We start from the raw sequence: 19,295 nt of genomic DNA on the forward strand, positions 1-19,295 counted from the left end.
ATGAGCGACCGCACCAGATCCGGCGGCGAGCGGTTCCGGAGCGCGGCCGACGAGGCCCTCCGGGGAGCGTACGACCCGCCGATGGACCTCGCGTCCTACGTCGACCGCGTGTTGGAGCACCCGACCGCGGCCGCGTCCGGCGCGGGGTACGTCCTCGCGGCCGTCGAGTCGTACGGGACCCGCGAGGTCCGCGAGCGCGGCGAGACGCTCGACCGGTACCGGTTCTTCGACGACCCGGCGAACGACGGCGAGCACGCCGTCCTCGGCAACACCCGCGCGCTCAACGGGTTCGTCGACGACCTGCGCGCGGCCGCGACCGGGCGGGGCAACGACGAGACGATAGTCTGGATCGACGGCCCCACCGCGACGGGGAAGTCGGAGTTCAAGCGGTGCCTGGTCAACGGGCTCCGCGCGTTCTCGAAGACGGACGCCGGCCGGCGGTACACCGTCGAGTGGAACGTCTCGGGCGCCGGCGGGGTCGGCGGCGGCGGCGCCGCGTCGCTCTCGTACGGCGACGGCGGCGACCCCGGGGAGTGGTACCGCAGCCCGGTCCAGTCACACCCGCTGTCGGTGTTTCCCGAGACGGTCCGGGAGTCGATCGCCGACGCGGTCGACGACGACGCCTACCCCGTCGCGGCCGACGTGGAGCTCGACCCGTTCAGCCGCGAGGCGTACGACCACCTGGAGTCGGCCTACCGCGAGCGCGGGCGCCGCGACCTCTTCTCGGCGATCACCGACCGCGACCACCTCCGCGTGACCAGTTACGTCGTCGACGTGGGCCGCGGGATCGGCGTCCTCCACGCCGAGGACGACGGGACGGCGAAAGAGCGGCTCGTCGGCTCGTGGATGGGCGGCATGCTCCGCGAGCTCGACTCCCGCGGGCGGAAGAACCCGCAGGCGTTCAGCTACGACGGCGTCCTCTCGCAGGGGAACGGCGTCGCCACCGTCGTCGAGGACGCGAGCCAGCACGCCGACCTGCTCCGGCGGCTGCTCAACGTCCCCGACGAGCGGCGCGTGAAGCTCGACAAGGGGATCGGGATGGACTTGGACACCCAGCTCATCGTCATCTCGAACCCCGACCTCGACGCGGAGCTGGACCGCCACGCCGAACGCGGCGACGCCGACCCGCTGAAGGCCCTGAAGCGCCGGCTCTCGAAACACGAGTTCCGGTACCTCACGAACCGCCGGCTGGAGGCGCGGCTGCTCCGCCGCGAGATCGCCGGCGCGACCGCGGTCGAGGAGGCGACCGGCGCCGCCGCCGAGCCGTCCGGCGTCGGTCGCGGGGGCGCCCCCGACGAGGGGGACAGAGACCCCGGGGCGGCGCCGCTGTCGATCGAGGTCCGGGAGGCAGACGGGAGCGCGGTCGAGCGCGAGATCGCGCCGCACGCGATCGGGGCCGCGGCGCTGTACGCGGTCGTCACGCGCCTCGACGGCGACGACCTCCCCGGCGACCTCGACCTGATCGAGACCGCGACGCTGTACGAGACCGGCGAGGTCCGGCGCGGCGACGACGCGGTGACCGTCGACGACGTCGACCTCGCCGCGGGCGACGGCCGGAACGGGATCCCGGTCACCTACGCCCGCGACGCCGTCGCCGACCTGCTCGCGACGACCGCCGACCGGAGCCACCCCGACCTGCCGGTCGAGCGCGTCGTCACCCCGACGGACGTGCTCGACGCGATGGCGGACGGGCTCGACGACGCCCCCGTCTTCTCGCGGGCCGAGGCCGCGGAGTTCGAGGGTCGCCGCGGGCCGGTCGCGGCGCGGATCCGCGAGCGGCAGCGCGAGGACGTGATCGACGCGATGCTCGCCGAGGAGACCGTCCCGACCGAGACCGTCGCGGAGTACGTCGAGCACGTGTACGCGTGGGACGAGGCGGACCCGACGGCGCGCGACCGCGAGGACGCGGCGCCGGACCCCCTCGCGATGAAGGTGTTCGAGACGGAGACGCTCGGGCGGTTCGACGAGGACGATTATCGCGGGACCGAGCCCGGCCGCGACATCGAGCGCTTCCGGCGCGAGCGGGTGATCCGCGGACTCACGCGGTACGCGTGGCGCAACCGCGGCGAGGAGTTCAGCGTCGACGAGGTCGACCTCGGGGAGGTGCCCGAGCTGAAGGCGGTGATCGACGCGAACGACCTCGCGGACGTGAAGCGGCGGTTCCCGGACCTCGACCCCGCGGCGTGGCCCGACCCGCCCGCCGACACCGAGACCGAGCGGGTGAAGGCCGAGACGATCGACCGCCTGTGCGAGCGCGGCTACAGCCGCGCGTCCGCGGAGCTGACGAGCCGCGCCGTGATGGCGGACGTGCGCGACGAGTGGCCCGACGTCGACGGCGGGGACGCCGACGGCGAGGCGCCGGACGGCGGCGCCGGCTCCAACGGAGGTGGCGACCCGTGGGACTGACCGAGGACCGCGAGCGGTTCCGCGAGGTCGGCGAGACGCGCCGGGAGGACCTCGCGGAGTTCATCGGCCACGGCGACCTCGGCGGCTCCGACGCCGACCGGATCCGGATCCCGATCAAGGTGGTCGACCTCCCGTCGTTCGAGTACGACCAGCGCTCCGCCGGCGGGGTCGGCCAGGGCGGCGACGGTCAGCCGCAGCCGGGCCAGCCGGTCGACCCCGAGCCGGGCGACGGCGACGAGGAGGGCGACCCGGGCGAGGAGGGCGGCGACCACGAGTACTACGAGATGGACCCCGAGGAGTTCGCCCGCGAGCTCGACGAGGCGCTCGGGCTCGACCTCGAACCGAAGGGGAAGCGGGTGGTCGAGGAGGTGGAGGGGGACTTCACCGACACCGCGCGCTCGGGGCCGCGCGGCACCCTCGACGTCGACGAGTTCTTCAAGCGCGGGCTGAAGCGGCACCTCGCGACCGACTTCGACGGCGACTACGTCCGCGAGGGGCTGTTCGTCGACGGCGCCGACGTGGACGACGTGTTCGCCTGGGCGCGCGGCGAGGGGATCCCCGTCTCCCGGGCGTGGATCGCCGACGCGGCCGCGACGCTCGCCGAGGAGCGTGGCGAGCCGGTCGCGGCGCTCGACCGCTGGGAGAGCTTCGACGCGCTCGACGACGCGATCGACCGCGAGCCGGTCAGCCAGCGGATCCGGCGCGAGGGGCTCGACAGCGTCCCGTTCCGCCGGGAGGACGAGCGCTTCCGCCACCCGGAGGTGATCGAGAAGCGCGAGCGCAACGTCGTCGTGATCAACGTCCGCGACGCGTCCGGCTCGATGCGCGAGACGAAACGCGAGCTCGTCGAGCGGGTGTTCACCCCGATGGACTGGTACCTGACCGGGAAGTACGACGCCGCGGAGTTCCGGTACGTCGTCCACGACGCGGAGGCGTGGGAGGTCGACCGCGAGGAGTTCTTCGGGATCCAGTCCGGGGGCGGCACCCGCATCTCCAGCGCGTACGACCTCGTCGAGGAGCTCCTCGAAGAGTACCCGTACAGCGAGTGGAACCGGTACGTGTTCGCCGCTGGCGACTCGGAGAACGCCGGCAGCGACACGACGGACAACGTGATCCCGGCGATGGAGTCGATCGACGCCAACCTCCAGGCGTACGTCGAGACCCAGCCCGGCGACGGCGCCGCGAACGCCCGCCACGCCGACGAGGTCGAGGCCGCGTTCGCCGACGCCGACGACGTGGCCGTCGCGCGCGTCTCGGAGCCGGACGACGTGACGGACGCCATCTACGAGATCCTCAGCACCGAGTCGTCGGGCGACGACGGGGCGGTCCGCGGCGGGACCGCCGCCCGCGGGCGGACCGACGGAGGTGATCGGCGATGAGGGACGACCGCGTCGAGGCGAAACGCGAGGCCGAGGCCCTCGACGAGCCCGCGCGAGAGGCCCGCGAGCTGGCGGAGCGGCTCGGCTTGAAGCCGTACCCGGTCCGGTACTGGATCGTCGACCACGACCAGATGAACGAGCTGATCGCCTACGGCGGGTTCCAGCGGCGCTACCCGCACTGGCGGTGGGGAATGAACTACGAGCGCCAGCGGAAGAAGGACCGCCACGGGCTGGGGAAGGCGTTCGAGATCGTCAACAACGACGACCCGGCGCACGCGTTCCTCCAGGAGTCGAACTCGGCGGCCGACCAGAAGGCCGTGATCACCCACGTGGAGGCGCACGCCGACTTCTTCGCGAACAACGAGTGGTTCGGCCTCTACGCCGACCGCGGCGAGGACGGGCCGAACGCGGCGGCGCGGTTGGAGCGCAACGCCGACCGGATCGCGGCGATCGCGAAGCGGACGGACGTTGACCGCGACGAGGTGGAGCGGCTGATCGACGCCGTGAGCGCGCTCGAAGACACGATCGACCAGCACAGCCCGGTCGACGCCGCCCGCTCCGTGGAGGACCCGGGCGTCGCCGCGGACGTGAGCGACGGCGACGAAGACCCGCTCGCGGCGATCGAAGCCCGGATCGACGACCTCGACCTCTCCGAGGAGGTGCGCCGCGACGTGTTCGACGACGAGTGGCTCGAAGCGAGGGGCGAGGGGATCGAGCCCGAGGAGCCGCGGCCGGACGTGCTCGCGTTCCTGCGCGACCACGGAAAGCGGTACGACCCCGAGAGCGGGAAGGCGGTCGACCGCGAGCCGTGGGAGACGACCGTCATCGACGCGATCCGCGAGGAGGCGTATTACTTCGCCGGCCAGAAGCAGACGAAGGTGATGAACGAGGGGTGGGCGACGTACTGGGAGTCGGTGATGATGGGCGGCGAGGGGTTCGCCGGCCCCGACGAGTTCCTGACGTACGCCGACCACATGGCCCGCGTGCTCGGCTCGCCCGGCCTCAACCCCTACAAGCTCGGGTTCGAGCTGTGGACGCACGTCGAGCTGCGGGCCGCGCGCCGCGAGGTGCTCGACAAGCTGCTCCGGGTCGAGGGCGTGACCCCGGAGAACTTCCACTCCCGGATCGACCTCGACGAGGTCGCCGACCTGCTCGAACCCCACCCGGCGATCGCGGGCGCCGGCCCGGCGACGCTGGACGAGCTCGCCGAGATGGCCGCCGACGGCGACCCGCGGGTCGACGCCGAGGCGGTCGACCGGGCGCTGTCCGCCGGAGACGGGCCCGAGGGGATCGACGTCGAGCGGTACCCGTGGAAGCTGCTCACGCGCGAGGGGCTCGCGGAGCGCCACTACGTCCTCTCGCGGCCGGAACACCGGGGCGCGCTCCGCAACGTCTCCCGGGAGGCGCTCGAAGAGCAGGCCCGGTACCTGTTCGACGTCGACCGGTACGAGACGGTGGCCGCCGCGATCGACGACGTCGACCGCGGGGCGGGCTGGGAGCGCATGTTCGAGGTGCGCGAGAGCCACAACGACGTGACGTTCATCGACGCGTTCCTCACCGACGAGTTCGTCCGCGAGGGGAACTACTTCACCTACGAGTACAGCCGGGCCGCCGGGGAGCACCGCGTCGCCAGCGTCGACGCCGACGACGTGCGCAAGAAGCTTCTCCTCCGGTTCACGAACTTCGGGAAGCCGACGATCGTCGTGCTGGACGGGAACTTCCGGAACCGGGGCGAACTGCTCTTGGGCCACCGGTACAACGGCGTCGCGCTCGACGAGGAGCGCGCGAGGGCGACCCTGAAGCGCGTCTTCGAGCTGTGGGGGCGCCCGGTGAACCTCGCGACGATCCGCGTCGAGTACGACGACGGCGAGGTCCGACGCGCAAAGCGGCGCGGCGAGGAGCCCGAGGGCACCGAGGTCGGCGTCCGCTTCCAGTACGACGGCGGCGAGGTGACCGAACACGACCTCGACGACGCGATCGAGGCGCGGATCGCCGCCGACGAGGCGGACTACGACACGAAGCCCGACGACTGGCTGGCGTGAGCGGGGGAGCCGCCGCGCACCCCCGCGGATCGGGACTCGGCGGCGCGCCGTTCTCGGCGGCGCTGCCGGCGCTGCGGCCGTCGGTGGCGACGTTTCGTGACGGAGGTGGAGGAGCTACGCCAGCGACGCGACCAGCTCCGACACCGCCGCGACCTCGTCGTCGTTGATCCCGTGGCCCATCCCCTCATAGATCCGCTCGTCGACGTCGGCGCCGAGCGCCTCCAGTACGTCGGTCGTCTCGTGGACCCGCTCCTCGGGGATGTGCGGGTCGACGTCGCTACACCCGACGAACGCCGGGGTGCCGGCGAGGGGGTTGTCGCCCGATTCGTCGCCCGCCGCGAGGTAGTCGTCGACCGCGACCGTCTCGCCGATCAGCCCGCCGCTGAAGACGGCGAGCCCGCCGTAGCGGGTCGGGTTGCGGGCCACGAACTCGCTCGCGAGGCAGGCGCCCTGCGAGAAGCCGCCGACGAGGACGCGGTCGCGGGCGATCCCGGCGTCGACCGCGCGGTCGACCGCGGCGCCGACCGCCCGGAGCCCGGAACTCCGGCCGGGCTCGTTGTCGGCGACCGGCGCGAGGAAGGAGTTCGGGTACCAGGTGTTGCCGGCGGCCGCGGGCGCGAGAATCGCCGCCTCTCGGTCCCCCGCCAGCTGCTCGCCCAAGTCGACGACACTGCGGGCGGTCGCGCCGCGGCCGTGGACGAGCACGAGCGCCGCGGCCGCGTCGTCGAGCGACGCGCCGGCCGTGACCAGCGGCTCGTCGCCGTGCGGGTCGTCGCCGGCGTGCGGACCCGGGGCGCGGCCGGCCATCTCAGACCCCCACGCCGGCGTCGGCGTCGGGCAGGTCGTGCTTGTTCACCGGGAGGCCGAGCTCCTCTAAGGCCCCCTCCATGTGACGGTCCTGCGCGAAGTCGGCGCCGTCCTCCTCGCGGAGGCGCTGCGCGGTCGCCAGCACCTCGCCCTTCCGGTCGGCCGGGATCTCGTACTTGTCGGCCGACAGCTCGATGACGAGCCCGTTGTTGTCCTGCGTGTAAATCGAGTGGAAGATGCCGCGGTCGAACACGTTGTACCCCTTGCCGGCCTCCTCGAGCGCCGCCATGATATCCTCGTACTCGTCGGGTTCGACGCTGAAACACAGGTGGTGGACGGCGCCCGTGCTGACGCGCTGGCCGCGCGCGGACGCGCGCTCGTCGCTCACGAACACCGTGAGGATCCGCCCGTCGCCGGTGTCGAAGAAGAGGTGCGTCTGCGAGGGGTCGTCGAGGTTCGGCTGCCGCAACACGAGCGGCATCCCGAGCAGGTCGCGGTAGAAGGCGAGGGTGTCCTCCTCGTTGCTGCCCCAGACCGTGATGTGGTCGGTACCGCTGGTGTGGAACGGTGCGTCCGGGAGCTCCGACGTGACCGCCGCCGGGTTCTCGTCGCTCATACCGATCCGAAGGCGGCCGAGCCGTATAAAAAGGAAAGGGACGGGACGGTGACCGGCTGACACCGGTGTTATCTGTCGCGCTCCATCGCGGCGTCAGCCGGCGGACGCACACCCGGCGGGACGGGACCGCCGACCGCGGCGGCCCGCCGTCACCGCTGCCAGACGGGCGGCGCGACGCCGAGCGCCCGAACGGCGACCGGATACGCGACGGCGATGACGAAGACGATCGCCAGCGACGCCGCGAGCCCGAGCCCGCCGGCGACGCGCTCGACGCCCGCCAGCGCGACGAACATGACGATGAACATCACCGCCCAGTGGGGGGCGAGCTGTCGTACCTTCTCCGCTGTCGAAGTCATAGGCACCGTAGCGGCCCCGCCGAGTAGTGGTTGTCGGTGAAACGCCGGTCGGCAGAACGCGGCCGGACGAAATCGCCCGTTCGGCGTCGATCAGTACCGCGACGGGATGAAGGCCATCCCGGCGAGCATGATCGACGACAGGACGGAGAGAACGAGGACGCGCGAGAGACCGCTGTTGTACTGGTGGAACCGGTCGATCTCGGCGGCTTGCGCCTCGTACGACTCGATGTCGGTCGTCATCTGAAGCGTGGAGGCGTCGGGGAAGTGCGCGACGAAGTCCGTGCCGCTGAGCGTCAGCTCCGAGTGCTGCGAGACCTCCACCGACTCCGTCTGCGTGGTCTCGTAGACGACGACCGCGCCGCCGGCGGTCACGTCGTCCACGGTCACCGTCTGCCCGCCGTAGTCGAACGTCTCGCCCGTCGCGTACGTTCGCTCTTCGGGCGCCGGGAAGTACTCCTCGACCGGCACCAGCGTCCGATCGCCGTTCTCGTCGGTCACCGCGACGTACTCGCCGTCATCGAGCGTGACCGTCTCGTTTTCGGCGTCGTCGTCGGCCCCGAGGATCGCCTGCCGGTCGATCACCTCGACGAGGGTGAACTCGGTCGCGTTCTCCCCGGCGATCTCGACGCGCCACTCGCGGTCGTCGACCGAGACGGTCGACCCGTTCGCCAGCGTCTCCGACGTCTCCGCCGTGTACTCGCGTTCGAGCGTCGCCGTGACGACGGTGGTCGCTCCGCCGCCGTGACCACCGCCTTCCTCCGTCTCCGAGATGTCGGCCACGAGCCACGTCTCGCCGCCGACCTCGATCGACTCGTTTTGCGAGGCGTCAATCTCGGGGTTCTCGAAGGCGATTTCGGGACTCTCAGCCGTCGCAGTCAGCGCGCCCGCCACGCCCGCGACACCGAGGAAGAGCGCGACGAACACGGCCACAGCGCGTCGTTGCATAGTTGACGCATGGGTCACCCGGTGTTTAACGGTTACTAAGCGGGGCAGTTTGCGGGAACGACGGAGGCGAAGAAACGGAAGCCAAGGGCCGGATTTGAACCGGCGTTGGGCGGCTCTGCAGGCCGCTGCGTCTGACCGGACTCTGCCACCTTGGCGCCGTCCGAACGTACCGCTGTCGAGCGTTTAAGTTTAGCGGTCGGCTACGAGCCTGCGGCTCGTTAGATATGAAGAAAGCCCACGGACGCGCTGTCCGTGGGCTGTAATGGGAATGTTCCCGTATGAGTGGGGAGGCGGCGACTCGTGGTTCCCAGAGGATCGCTCACTCCAGTACTTCACGATACGCTGGTAGGCTTAACTTCCGTGTTCGGAATGGGTACGGGTGTTTCCCTACCGCTGTGGCCGCCTTCATGCCGACTCTCGGACTCGAACCGAGACGCTCTCACTACAGAGAGCGACGCCAGTGTCGGTCGTGGTTCGAAATCAACCGTGTGTACGTGCGATCCAGATACCGCCTGAACTCATGCGAGTTCGTGGCGCGTCAGCGCCAATGAATGTGGCTCGGTCTGTTAGTTCTCGTGGGCTTAACACCTCGTTGCCTCGGTGCGTACACCCCGAGTCTATCGAACTCGTCTTCTACGAGTGACCTCGGTGGTACCTCTTTTCCATGTGGGTTTCGAGCTTAGATGCGTTCAGCTCTTACCCCGTGTCGCGTGGCTACTCGGCATCTGCCCTTCCGGACAACCGATACACCAGTGGCGACCAAACGTAGTTCCTCTCGTACTATACGTTCGTTCACGTCAGGTACCTCACACCCCCAATAGATAGCAGCCGACCTGTCTCACGACGGTCTAAACCCAGCTCACGACCTCCTTTAATAGGCGAACAACCTCACCCTTGCCCGCGTCTGCACGGGCAGGATGGAGGGAACCGACATCGAGGTAGCAAGCCACTCGGTCGATATGTGCTCTTGCGAGTGACGACTCTGTTATCCCTAAGGTAGCTTTTCTGTCATCTACGGGTCCCATTCCGGAACCTCGTAGGTTCGCTAGACCACGCTTTCGCGTCAGCGTTCCTCGTTGGGAAGAACACTGTCAGACCATCTTTTGCTCTTGCGCTCTTCGCCGGATTCCCGACCCGGCTGAGATGATCTTCGGGCGCGCTCGATATCTTTTCGAGCGCGTACCGCCCCAGTCAAACTGCCCGGCTACCGGTGTACTCCTCCCGGAGTGAGAGTCGCAGTCACCGACGGGTAGTATTTCAATGCTGTCTGGGTGGCGTGCTAGCGCACGTACCTCTGTAACGACTCCTACCTATGCTGCACATCGGCGACCACGTCTCAGCGACAGCCTGCAGTAAAGCTCTATAGGGTCTTCGCTTCCCCTTGGGGGTCTCCAGACTCCGCACTGGAACGTACAGTTCACCGGGTCCAACGTTGGGACAGTGGCGCTCTCGTTTATCCATTCATGCAAGCCGCTACTGAAGCGGCAAGGTACTACGCTACCTTAAGAGGGTCATAGTTACCCCCGCCGTTGACGGGTCCTTCGTCCTCTTGTACGAGGTGTTCAGATACCCGCACTGGGCAGGATTCAGTGACCGTACGAGTCCTTGCGGATTTGCGGTCACCTGTGTTGTTACTAGACAGTCGGAGCGCCCGAGTCACTGCGACCTGCTCCGTCGAGAGCAGGCATCCCTTCTTCCGAAGGTACGGGACTAACTTGCCGAATTCCCTAACGTCGGTTCTCCCGACAGGCCTTGCCTTGCGCTGGCAGAGCACCTGTGTCGGATCTCGGTACGGACATCATGCTTGCCTTTTCACGGGCCCTATGTACGGCTGACTTTCGCTGTCTCGCGTTTCGCTCGCTTCGTGCCGTGACGGCTTCCACGAGTTTCCACGATTCGACCGGGCGAGTGCCCGGCTCAGCGTTCCACACGGCGTCGGCGTTTACTGCACGATGGCGCTGGAATATTAACCAGCTTCCCGTCGGTGTAGTCAAGTTGTGGTACACCTTAGGACCGGCTAACCCTCGGCTGAACGGCAGTGCCGAGGAACCCTTGCTCTTCAGGCCGTCGAGGTTCTCACCCGACTATCGCTGCTACTGTGACCAGGATTGTCGTTACTGGACGGTCCACACGAGCTCTCGCCCGGGCTTCCGTCCGACCAGTACGCCAACCTACGCGGTTATCCTTTCACGGATACGGCCAGGTCTCGGTGGTAGATTTGAGCCCCGATCATTTTGGGCGCCTCAAACCTCGGCCGGTAAGCTGTTACGCTTTTCTTAGCGGGTAGCTGCTTCTAAGCTCACCTCCCGGCTGTTTAGGGCTTGAGACCACCTTCGAATCGCACTTAATCTACACTTTGGGACCTTAACCCGGCTCTGGGTTGTTCCCCTCACGGTACACAGGCTTACCCCGCGCACCGGACTCCCTTCGTCTACAGCGCCTGCGGGTTTGGAGTTCGACAGGATGGCCGACTCCTCTCGGAGGCGGGTCATCCAATCGGTAGCTCTACCCCGCGGGCTACCTCGGAAGAGGTCATGCTTCGACATGTTTCGGTTGGAACCAGCTGTTGCCAGGCTCGATGGGCCTTTCACCCCTACACACGAGTCACGAGAGGGTATTGTAGAACACCAACTCTAACAGGCCTCCACGTGGCTTTCGCCACGCTTCACCTTGCTCGCGCGTAGATCGCCTGGTTTCGGGTCGCACCCGATTGACTCCCCGCGCTTGAACACGGTGGCCCTCGCAATGCTGCGGCCGTATCGGTTTCCCTGCGCCTTCCCCGGTTCACGGGTTAGACTCGCCAATCAAGTGCACTCCCTGGGTCGTTTTTCAAAACGCACGACACGACGCCGGCTCGATTCTTTTCCTACTAGAGGATCGCTCCTCGGTCGTTTCAAGAATCGCCTTGTACGCCCTGTCGCTCGATCGCCAGCTGATTTCAGGCCCTATTGCACCGCCCTTTTCGGGGTGCTTTTCAGCGTTCGCTCACGCTACTTGTTCGCTATCGGTCTCGAGGAGTGTTTAGCCTTCTCAGGGGATGCCTGAGGTGTTCACAGAGGATATCCGACCCCTGCTACTCTGGATTTGACGCCATCTGTACTGACTCATCTTACGGGGTTGTCACCCTGTTTCACGCTCCGTTCCAGGAGACTTCAGATGAGTTGTCGAGATTTGGTTGTCAACCCGAACACCACATTGGTCCGAAGACCTTCGGTTTGGGCTGTGTCGCGTTTACTCGCGGTTACTGACGACATCGCGTTTGCGTTCTTTTCCTGCCCTTACTGAGATGTTTCAATTCAGGGCGTTCCCTATTGCGCGTGGCAATTGTTGAACGGATTCCGATTGGGAGATCTCGTGTTCTTTCCCTCCATGCGGGTCCCACGAGCTTTTCGCAGCTTGGCACGTCCGTCGTCGGCTCTCGAGCCGAGCCATTCACCAGCTGGCACAGTAGCCAGTAGTGTGTCAACGGACTCTCGAAGGAGAGTCGTTGACGGTGTCAGAAACACTCGTCAGAGTGTACCGACTGTATATGGTTCACTGACGTTCCACGAACTCGGATGAGTTCAGTGGACGTCTGGATCGCACGTATACACGGTTGTCATTGAATCGCCCCGGGTGTGACGGGGCGTTCGTCGAACCCTTCCCATCCGCGGTTTCCCGGGATGGTGCATCGGTCGTCGTGTCCGAACCGAGTCGCGTCTCCCACTTAAGGGGACGGATTCGCTTCGGACGGACATGGACTCACTGGGATTCGAACCCAGGGCATCCTCCTTGCAAGGGAGGCACTCTACCGCTGAGCTATGAGCCCACCTTCCCCGAAGGGAAGGTCATGTCGCGTGTTGTGTGAGCCGTGGTCGTTCTGAAGTGTCCAAGCCGGTGGGTGGGCGGACTACACAGTCCAATGCGAATGAGTAGTGACCGTCTTAGAAAGACGGTCGTAAGGTGAGCTCGCCCAGAAGGCGAGTCTCGGGTCGGTGGAGGTGATCCAGCCGCAGATTCCCCTACGGCTACCTTGTTACGACTTAAGCCCCCTTGCGAAGCCCAGATTCGACGTCCGTGGGACGCCTCATCCGGACCTCACTCGGGTGCTTTGACGGGCGGTGTGTGCAAGGAGCAGGGACGTATTCACCGCGCGCTTGTGACACGCGATTACTACCGAATCCAGCTTCATGTGGGCGAGTTACAGCCCACAATCCGAACTACGATCAGGTTTCTGAGATTACCGTCTCCTTTCGGAGTTGGAACCCTTTGTCCTGACCATTGTAGCCCGCGTGTTGCCCAGCATATTCGGGGCATACTGACCTACCGTTGCCCGTTCCTTCCTCCGTGTTAGCCACGGCGGTCCCCCTACTGTCCCCAGCTACCTCGCGGTACTGCTGGCAAGTAAGGGTGCGGGTCTCGCTCGTTGCCTGACTTAACAGGACGCCTCACGGTACGAGCTGACGGCGGCCATGCACCTCCTCTCTGAAACTCGGACAAGGTCATCAACCTGGTCGTCATTATTACAGTCGATGCTGGTGAGATGTCCGGCGTTGAGTCCAATTAAACCGCAGGCTCCTCCGGTTGTAGTGCTCCCCCGCCAATTCCTTTAAGTTTCATCCTTGCGGACGTACTTCCCAGGCGGTCTGCTTAGCGGCTTCCCTACGGCACAGCACCCACTCGTAGTGGGAGCCACACCTAGCAGACATTGTTTACGGCCAGGACTACCCGGGTATCTAATCCGGTTCGAGACCCTGGCTTTCGTCCCTCACTGTCGGATCCGTTCTCGCGACGTGCTTTCGCCATCGGCGGTCCGTCCAGGATTACGGGATTTCACTCCTACCCCGGACGTACCCGTCGCGCCTTCCGGTCCCAAGCCACGCAGTTTCTACCGGGCGCCCACCTGTTGAGCAGGTGGATTTCCCGATGGACTTGCGCGGCCAGCTACGGACGCTTTAGGCCCAATAAGATCGGCCATCACTTGGGCTGCCGGTATTACCGCGGCGGCTGGCACCGGTCTTGCCCAGCCCTTATTCTGGCACCGCCTTAGGGTGCCGAAAAGCACAGGCGCTATGCCTGTGCACTTGGGATCCCCCTATCGCACTGTCGTGCAGTGTAAAGGTTTCGCGCCTGCTGCGCCCCGTAGGGCCCGGAATCTTGTCTCAGATTCCGTCTCCGGGTTCTCACTCTCATGACCCGTACCGATTATTGGCACGGTGGGCCGTTACCCCACCGTCTACCTAATCGGCCGCAGCCACATCCTTCGGCGCCGGAGCGTTTGGCATACCACTCATTCCAGTGGTGGTATGGTATACACTATTAGCCTCAGTTTCCCGAGGGTATTGTGTTCCGAAGGGTAGTTTGGCCACGTGTTACTGAGCTATTCGCCACGAGTCTGAACTCGTGCGACTAGCATGGCTAAATCGGATCCCAATAGCAATGGCCTCCGGCAGGATCAACCGGAATGTATGTCCTTCAGGCCTGATTCCCGGCCTGAAGGGGGTGTTGGCGGGTGTCAACGATGATGTTGACACACCATTGCATTGGTCTGTGTGGTGTCCGGGCCAGCCAACGGCTTGGATGGCACCGAACGACCACGGCTCACATCAGATCACCGCTTACGCCGGAGCGCAGGGGGCGTGATCCTCATCCTTCGCGGACCTGAACGTACCGGACGACGGGTCATAAACCCATCGGAACGGTACGGGTCCAGCGAAACCGGGCCGGGTTGAACGGCCCGAGTCCGCGATGCGTTCTTCGCATTTCTTCGAATGCCCGGGTTGTACTTAACCCCGTCGAACCATCGGCGCCACGTCATGCGGTTTCATGCCGGGAGACGGGAATTGACCGGATCCGATCGAACCGGCGACGTGACTGTTCGGGGCGGTCACTCTGCGGCGCAACGGTGATCATGCCCGAAGCGTTCCGGTCCACCGGCGGCTAAAACGAGAGATCGGGATCGGAGCGCCCGGGGAACTACTCCTCGTCGAGGTACTCGATGCCCTGCTTCGAGACGTTGGCTTTGGTGATGTCGTCGAGGTCGTTGAGCCAGAAGTCGTCGGCGGCGTCGTCCACCTCCGGGGCTCCGTCCTTCCACGCCCAGCCCTCGTACTCGTGGACTTTCTGCGTCCCCTTCTCGCGAAGCCTGAGCGTCGTTCGCTCGGCCTCCTCCTCCGAGGGCGCCGGGTCGAGCGTCCGAGCTGCCTTGAGCGCCGCCTGACGCGGCATGTTGCCCGAGAACTCGCTCGGTTCCGATCCGTCTTCTTCCCGAAGGGCAAAGTTTCGCTTACCGTCTTCACGTACCATGGTTTTGCCTCCGTGTGACACCAGCACACAGTCTGTAATAAATATATCGGGGAAATGAAAGCTGTACGCCACAATTTTTATATACTATCCCGGTCGCTGGTTGCGGTTTTCGCTCTCTGCGACGCGAGGCGAGAATCTGACATCGGTTCGCACCGAGGCAGTCGCCGCGTTCGGCCGTCGGTTCGCCGCCCGCGAGACGGGTCGGATCCGCTCGCCGAGCGTCCGCGCCTCGATGTCCGTTCCGCGTTCTTCGACGCACGCGCGCGGTCGGGGACTCCCGCCGACTGCGGGTAAACAACACTTATGTGTCTGCTATGGCGAAATGCGACAACACACCCGCGATGGTCCGTAAAAAGAAGCTCAGTCCCAGTGGCGCCAAGGACGACGAGGGGGAGTACCACAACGTCCACGTGAACCTCCACGAGGACGAACTCGCCGTCGCCGGCATGGAGATCGGCGACGAGGTGTTCGTCCGGGTCCGAGACGGGAAGATAATCATCCAGAAGGCGGACGCCAACCCGGAGCAGCTGGAACACGACTTCTGAGACGGACCGCGGGGTTTCGCCGAATCGATGCTCGCGAGCGACCGCGACCCGGAGCGCGGTCGGCGGATTGATTGTCGCTCGTGACGAGGCCAAGACGATGGGCGCGTACGACCTGTTGAAGCCGGCGCTGTTCCGGCTTCCACCCGAGACCGCACACGGACTGGTACATCGACTGCTCGGCGGCGTCCAGGGGACGCCGGTCGCCGCCGCGCTCGCCGAGCGGTACGCGGTCGACGACGAGCGGCTCGCGGTCGACGCGTTCGGGTCGTCGTTCCCGAACCCGGTGGGCGTCGCGGCCGGGTTCGACAAGAACGCGCACGTCCCGCGAGCGCTGGCGTCACTCGGCTTCGGCCACGTCGAGGTCGGCGGCGTCACCGCCGAGCGACAGCCCGGGAATCCGCGACCGCGACTGTTCCGACTGAAGGCGGACGAGGCGCTCGTCAACCGGATGGGGTTCAACAACGAGGGCGCCGACCGCGTCGGGGAGCGCCTCGACCGCGACCCGCTCCCGGACGTGCCGGTCGGGATCAACATCGGGAAGTCGAAGTCGACGCCGCTGGCCGAGGCCCCCGACGACTACCGCTACACGTACGAGCGCGTCGCGGACGCGGGTGACTACTTCGTCGTCAACGTCTCCAGCCCGAACACGCCGGGGCTCCGCGAGCTCCAGAACCGCGAGGCCTTAGAGCGCATCCTCGGGACCCTCGACGACGCCGGCGCGGACCCGCTCCTCGTGAAGCTCTCACCAGACCTCCCGGAGCCGGCGGTCGAGGACGCGCTCGGCGTCGTCGACGACCTCGACCTCGACGGCGTCATCGCGACCAACACGACCACGTCGCGGCCGGACTCGCTGCGGAGCCACAACCGGGCCGAACGCGGCGGCCTCTCGGGGAAGCCGATCGAGTCGCTCGCGACGGATCGGGTGCGGTTCGTCGCGGAGCGCACCGACGTGCCCGTGATCGGCGTGGGCGGCGTCTCGGACGCCGCGGGCGCCTACGAGAAGATACGGGCGGGCGCCTCGCTCGTCCAGCTGTACACGGGCCTCGTCTACGAGGGGCCGGGGCTGGCGCGGGAGATCAACGAGGGGCTGCTCGAACTGCTCGAACGGGACGGGTTCGACTCGGTCGGAGACGCCGTCGGCGCGGACCTGTAACGGGTCGAAAAACGGCGGGGCGGCGACTTACGCGTCGTTGCGGACGATGACGACCACGTCGTCCGCCTGGAGCAGCTCGCCTTCCCCCTGATACTGCCGCTCTTCCTCGACCGCGAACTCGTCGCCGACGAGCGTGACGCCCGCGACGTGAAGCTCGTCGCCGTCGAGTTCGTACTCCTCCTGAGCCAGGGCGGCCTCGATGTCGCCGACCTGGTCGCCGTACTTCGGGCCGACGGTGGCGTAGTCGAGGTCGATCCCCGTGATCACCGTCTCGACGGGCGCGTCGCCGTCCGGGTGGACCGCGAGGTCGTCGACGTGCATCACGCCGGTGATGTCGTCCTCGAACCCGCGCACGTCGGCGTACACCTCCACCGCGTCGAGCGCGGCGGTGAGGGGGAGCTGGTTCTCGCTTTTATACTTGCGGAGCGCGCCGACGACCGCGGTCGCTGCGGTCCCGGCGTCGCGGTCCGCCTCGATCCCCAGCGGCTCGGGCCAGTCGGCGAGGTGGACCGAGTCGCTCGCGCCGTCCGCGAGCCCGGCCGCCGCCGCGTCGCCGGCGTACATGTCGTGCCACAGCTCCTCGGTGACGTGCGCGAGGAGGGGCGCGAACAGCTTCAGGAACCGGCGGTGCGCGGTGCGGAGCGTGTACGCGGCCGCGGCGTCCTCGCGCTGTTTGGCGATCTCGAGGTAGTCGTCGCAGAACGTGTTCCAGAAGAAGCTCCGGAGCTCGTCGCGCGCCTTCGAGAACGCGCGGTCGTCGAGGAGGTCGGTGAGCCGCTCGACCTCGGCGTCGAGCTCGGCGAGCAGCCAGCGGTCGAGCTCGCGGAGCCCGTCGTTCGGCTCGGCCGGGAACGGCTCCGGCGCGAGCGACTCGACGAGCTTCGAGGCGTTCCACAGCTTCCGGATCAGCTTCTCGCCCGCGCGGAGGTCCTTCTCCTTGAACGGGAAGTCGTCGCCGACGGCGGTGCCGGCCGCCCAGTAGCGCGTGGCGTCGACCGGGAACTCCTCCAGCACGGCCTCGGGCTCGACGACGTTGCCGACCGACTTCGACATCTTCTCGCGGTTCTCGTCGAGCACGTGCCCGTTGATCATCGTCTCCTCGAACGGGACCTCGCCGGTGTGCTCGTAGCACTTGACGAGGGTGTGGAACAGCCAGAAGCTGATGATGTCGTGGCCCTGCGGCCGGAGGTCGAACTGGTACAGCTCCGGGCGCTCCATCGTGAACTCCCCGGCCGCCTCGTCCCAGTCCCAGCCGGCGTTGATGAGCGGGGTCAGACTGGAGGTGGCCCACGTGTCGAGCACGTCGTCTTCGGGTTCGAACTCGTCGTGCCCGCACTCGGGACAGGCGTCGACGGGCGGGTCGTCGGAGAGCGGGTCGACCGGGAGGTCGGCCTTCTCGGCGATGACCGCCTCGCCGCAGTCGGCGCAGTACCACACCGGGAACGGGATGCCCGACGAGCGCTGGCGGGAGATGAGCCAGTCCCACTGGAGCCCCTCGACCCAGTGTTCGTACCGGGTGAACATCTTCTCGGGCGACCAGTCCATCTCCCGGCCGACCTCGAGGTACTCGTCGGTCTTGTCGAGCATCTCGATGTACCACTGCTCGGTGACGAGGAACTCGACGCTCGTCCCGCAGCGCTCGTGGACGTTGACCGTGTGGGTGATGTCGCGGCGGTCGAGCAGCGCGCCCGCCTCGTCGAGGTCCTCGACGATGGCCTCGCCGGCCGCATCGGCGTGGAGCCCCTCGTACTCCTCCGCGACGTCCGTCATGTGCCCGGACTCGTCGATGGCGACGCGGAGGTCCAGGTCGTGGACCTGGTACCACTCGATGTCGTTCTGGTCGCCGAACGTACAGCACATCACGATGCCGGAGCCCGTCTCCATGTCGACGCGCTCGTCGGCGATGATCGGCACCTCGTGGCCGAACAGCGGGACCTCGGCGGACTCGCCGACGAGGTGCTGGTTCTCGTCGTCGTCGGGGTGGACGAAGACGGCGACGCAGGCCGGGAGGAGCTCGGGGCGCGTCGTCGAGATGGTGAAGGTCTCGCCGTCGCCGCCCGCGACGGGGAAGGCGATGTCGTTGAAGTGGCTGCCCTGCTCGTCGTCCTCGGTCTCGACCTGCGAGATAGCGGTCTCGCACTCGGGACACCAGATCGCGGGCGCCTTCTCGCGGTACTCGCGGCCCTGCTCGTAGAGGTCGACGAACGAGAGCTGGGAGACGCGCTGGACGCGCGGCTCGATGGTCTGGTACGTGTGGTTCCAGTCGACCGACACCCCGAGCGACTGGACGTTCTCGGTGAACTGCTGCTCGTAGTCGGCGCAGACCTCCCGGCACTTCGCCTGGAACTCGCGCCGCTCGAACTCCTGGTGGCGGATGTCGAGCTCGTCCTCGGTGAGCCGCTCGGAGGCGATCCCGTTGTCGTCGTAGCCGAACGGGAAGAACGTCTCGCCGCCGTTCATGCGCTCGAAGCGCGCGACGAAGTCCTGGAGGGTGAACCCGTACAGGTGGCCCATGTGGAGGCTCCCCGATACCGTCGGCGGGGGCGTGTCGATGGAGAAGACGGTGTTCGGATCGACCGGGTCGTCGTCGGAGTAGGCGTACGTCTCCTCGTCGACCCAGCGCCGCTGCCAGCGCGGCTCGACGGCGTCGGGGTCGTACTCACCACTGGGCATTTCGGTCACACGTTCCGCCGGTTCCCCCTTAACGGACTCGGTTGTGTGGGGCGGCGTCGCGCGGCCGGCCGCGGCGAGGTGCAGAGAG

General features: G+C 66.9%; 11 protein-coding genes, 2 tRNA genes and 3 rRNA genes. 5 read left to right on the top strand and 11 right to left on the bottom strand.

The genetic code is table 11. The annotated features are described in order from the left end of the window. From HPS36_RS06610 to HPS36_RS06620, 3 genes are read left to right on the top strand one after another with little or no spacing between them, the layout of a single operon-like run. Complete coding sequence (locus tag HPS36_RS06610; RefSeq protein ID WP_173229285.1) at positions 1-2,406, top strand: kinase anchor protein; 2,406 nt, start codon at positions 1-3, stop codon at positions 2,404-2,406. Next, the gene (locus HPS36_RS06615) at positions 2,397-3,785 is read left to right on the top strand and encodes a DUF444 family protein (protein ID WP_173229287.1); all 1,389 of its coding nucleotides are present in this window, start codon (positions 2,397-2,399) and stop codon (positions 3,783-3,785) included. The genes HPS36_RS06610 and HPS36_RS06615 overlap by 10 nt, the downstream gene beginning before the upstream one ends. Then, complete coding sequence (locus tag HPS36_RS06620; protein WP_173229289.1) at positions 3,782-5,827, top strand: SpoVR family protein; 2,046 nt, start codon at positions 3,782-3,784, stop codon at positions 5,825-5,827. The genes HPS36_RS06615 and HPS36_RS06620 overlap by 4 nt, the downstream gene beginning before the upstream one ends. A 114-nt stretch (positions 5,828-5,941) precedes the next feature. On the opposite strand, the gene HPS36_RS06625 is transcribed toward HPS36_RS06620, so the two are convergent. The 10 genes from HPS36_RS06625 to HPS36_RS06670 all read right to left on the bottom strand — a co-directional run bounded on the left by HPS36_RS06625 (position 5,942) and on the right by HPS36_RS06670 (position 14,836). Then, positions 5,942-6,634, bottom strand: coding sequence for an alpha/beta hydrolase (locus HPS36_RS06625; protein ID WP_173229292.1), 693 nt, complete (start codon positions 6,632-6,634; stop codon positions 5,942-5,944). Position 6,635: 1 nt separating this feature from the next. Continuing rightward, complete coding sequence (locus HPS36_RS06630) at positions 6,636-7,250, bottom strand: VOC family protein (protein ID WP_137717871.1); 615 nt, start codon at positions 7,248-7,250, stop codon at positions 6,636-6,638. 149 nt (positions 7,251-7,399) lie between these two features. Continuing rightward, on the bottom strand, positions 7,400-7,606 hold the full coding sequence (locus HPS36_RS06635) for a hypothetical protein (protein ID WP_173229294.1): 207 nt from the start codon (positions 7,604-7,606) through the stop codon (positions 7,400-7,402). A 90-nt stretch (positions 7,607-7,696) separates the two neighbouring features. Continuing rightward, complete coding sequence (locus HPS36_RS06640; RefSeq protein ID WP_173230798.1) at positions 7,697-8,536, bottom strand: hypothetical protein; 840 nt, start codon at positions 8,534-8,536, stop codon at positions 7,697-7,699. A gap of 94 nt (positions 8,537-8,630) precedes the next feature. Further along, positions 8,631-8,706 (bottom strand) — tRNA-Cys (locus tag HPS36_RS06645). 130 nt (positions 8,707-8,836) lie between these two features. Beyond that, a 5S ribosomal RNA gene (rrf, locus tag HPS36_RS06650) occupies positions 8,837-8,958 on the bottom strand. 141 nt (positions 8,959-9,099) lie between these two features. Next, positions 9,100-12,011, bottom strand: a 23S ribosomal RNA gene (locus tag HPS36_RS06655). A 276-nt stretch (positions 12,012-12,287) separates the two neighbouring features. Next, positions 12,288-12,359, bottom strand: a tRNA-Ala gene (locus HPS36_RS06660). Between the two features lie 167 nt (positions 12,360-12,526). Continuing rightward, positions 12,527-13,996 (bottom strand): 16S ribosomal RNA (locus tag HPS36_RS06665). The 16S, 23S and 5S rRNA genes sit together here with 2 tRNA genes alongside, the layout of an rRNA operon. Positions 13,997-14,506: 510 nt before the next feature. Further along, positions 14,507-14,836 (bottom strand): non-histone chromosomal MC1 family protein, encoded by a 330-nt coding sequence (locus HPS36_RS06670; RefSeq protein ID WP_173229295.1) that lies wholly within the window; start codon positions 14,834-14,836, stop codon positions 14,507-14,509. A 341-nt stretch (positions 14,837-15,177) separates the two neighbouring features. Between HPS36_RS06670 and HPS36_RS06675 the strand changes: the two genes are divergently transcribed. Both HPS36_RS06675 and HPS36_RS06680 read left to right on the top strand, forming a co-directional pair. Further along, entirely contained in the window at positions 15,178-15,381 is a 204-nt protein-coding gene (locus tag HPS36_RS06675) for a hypothetical protein (RefSeq protein ID WP_049931938.1), read from the top strand. A gap of 97 nt (positions 15,382-15,478) precedes the next feature. Beyond that, positions 15,479-16,534 (top strand): quinone-dependent dihydroorotate dehydrogenase, encoded by a 1,056-nt coding sequence (locus tag HPS36_RS06680; protein WP_173229296.1) that lies wholly within the window; start codon positions 15,479-15,481, stop codon positions 16,532-16,534. Positions 16,535-16,561: 27 nt separating this feature from the next. Here the strand turns inward: HPS36_RS06680 and HPS36_RS06685 are convergent, their stop codons facing one another. Then, on the bottom strand, positions 16,562-19,207 hold the full coding sequence (locus HPS36_RS06685; protein WP_173229298.1) for a valine--tRNA ligase: 2,646 nt from the start codon (positions 19,205-19,207) through the stop codon (positions 16,562-16,564). Positions 19,208-19,295: the final 88 nt, after the last annotated feature.

The organism is Halorubrum salinarum (assembly GCF_013267195.1).
Taxonomy (GTDB): Archaea; Halobacteriota; Halobacteria; order Halobacteriales; family Haloferacaceae; genus Halorubrum; species Halorubrum salinarum.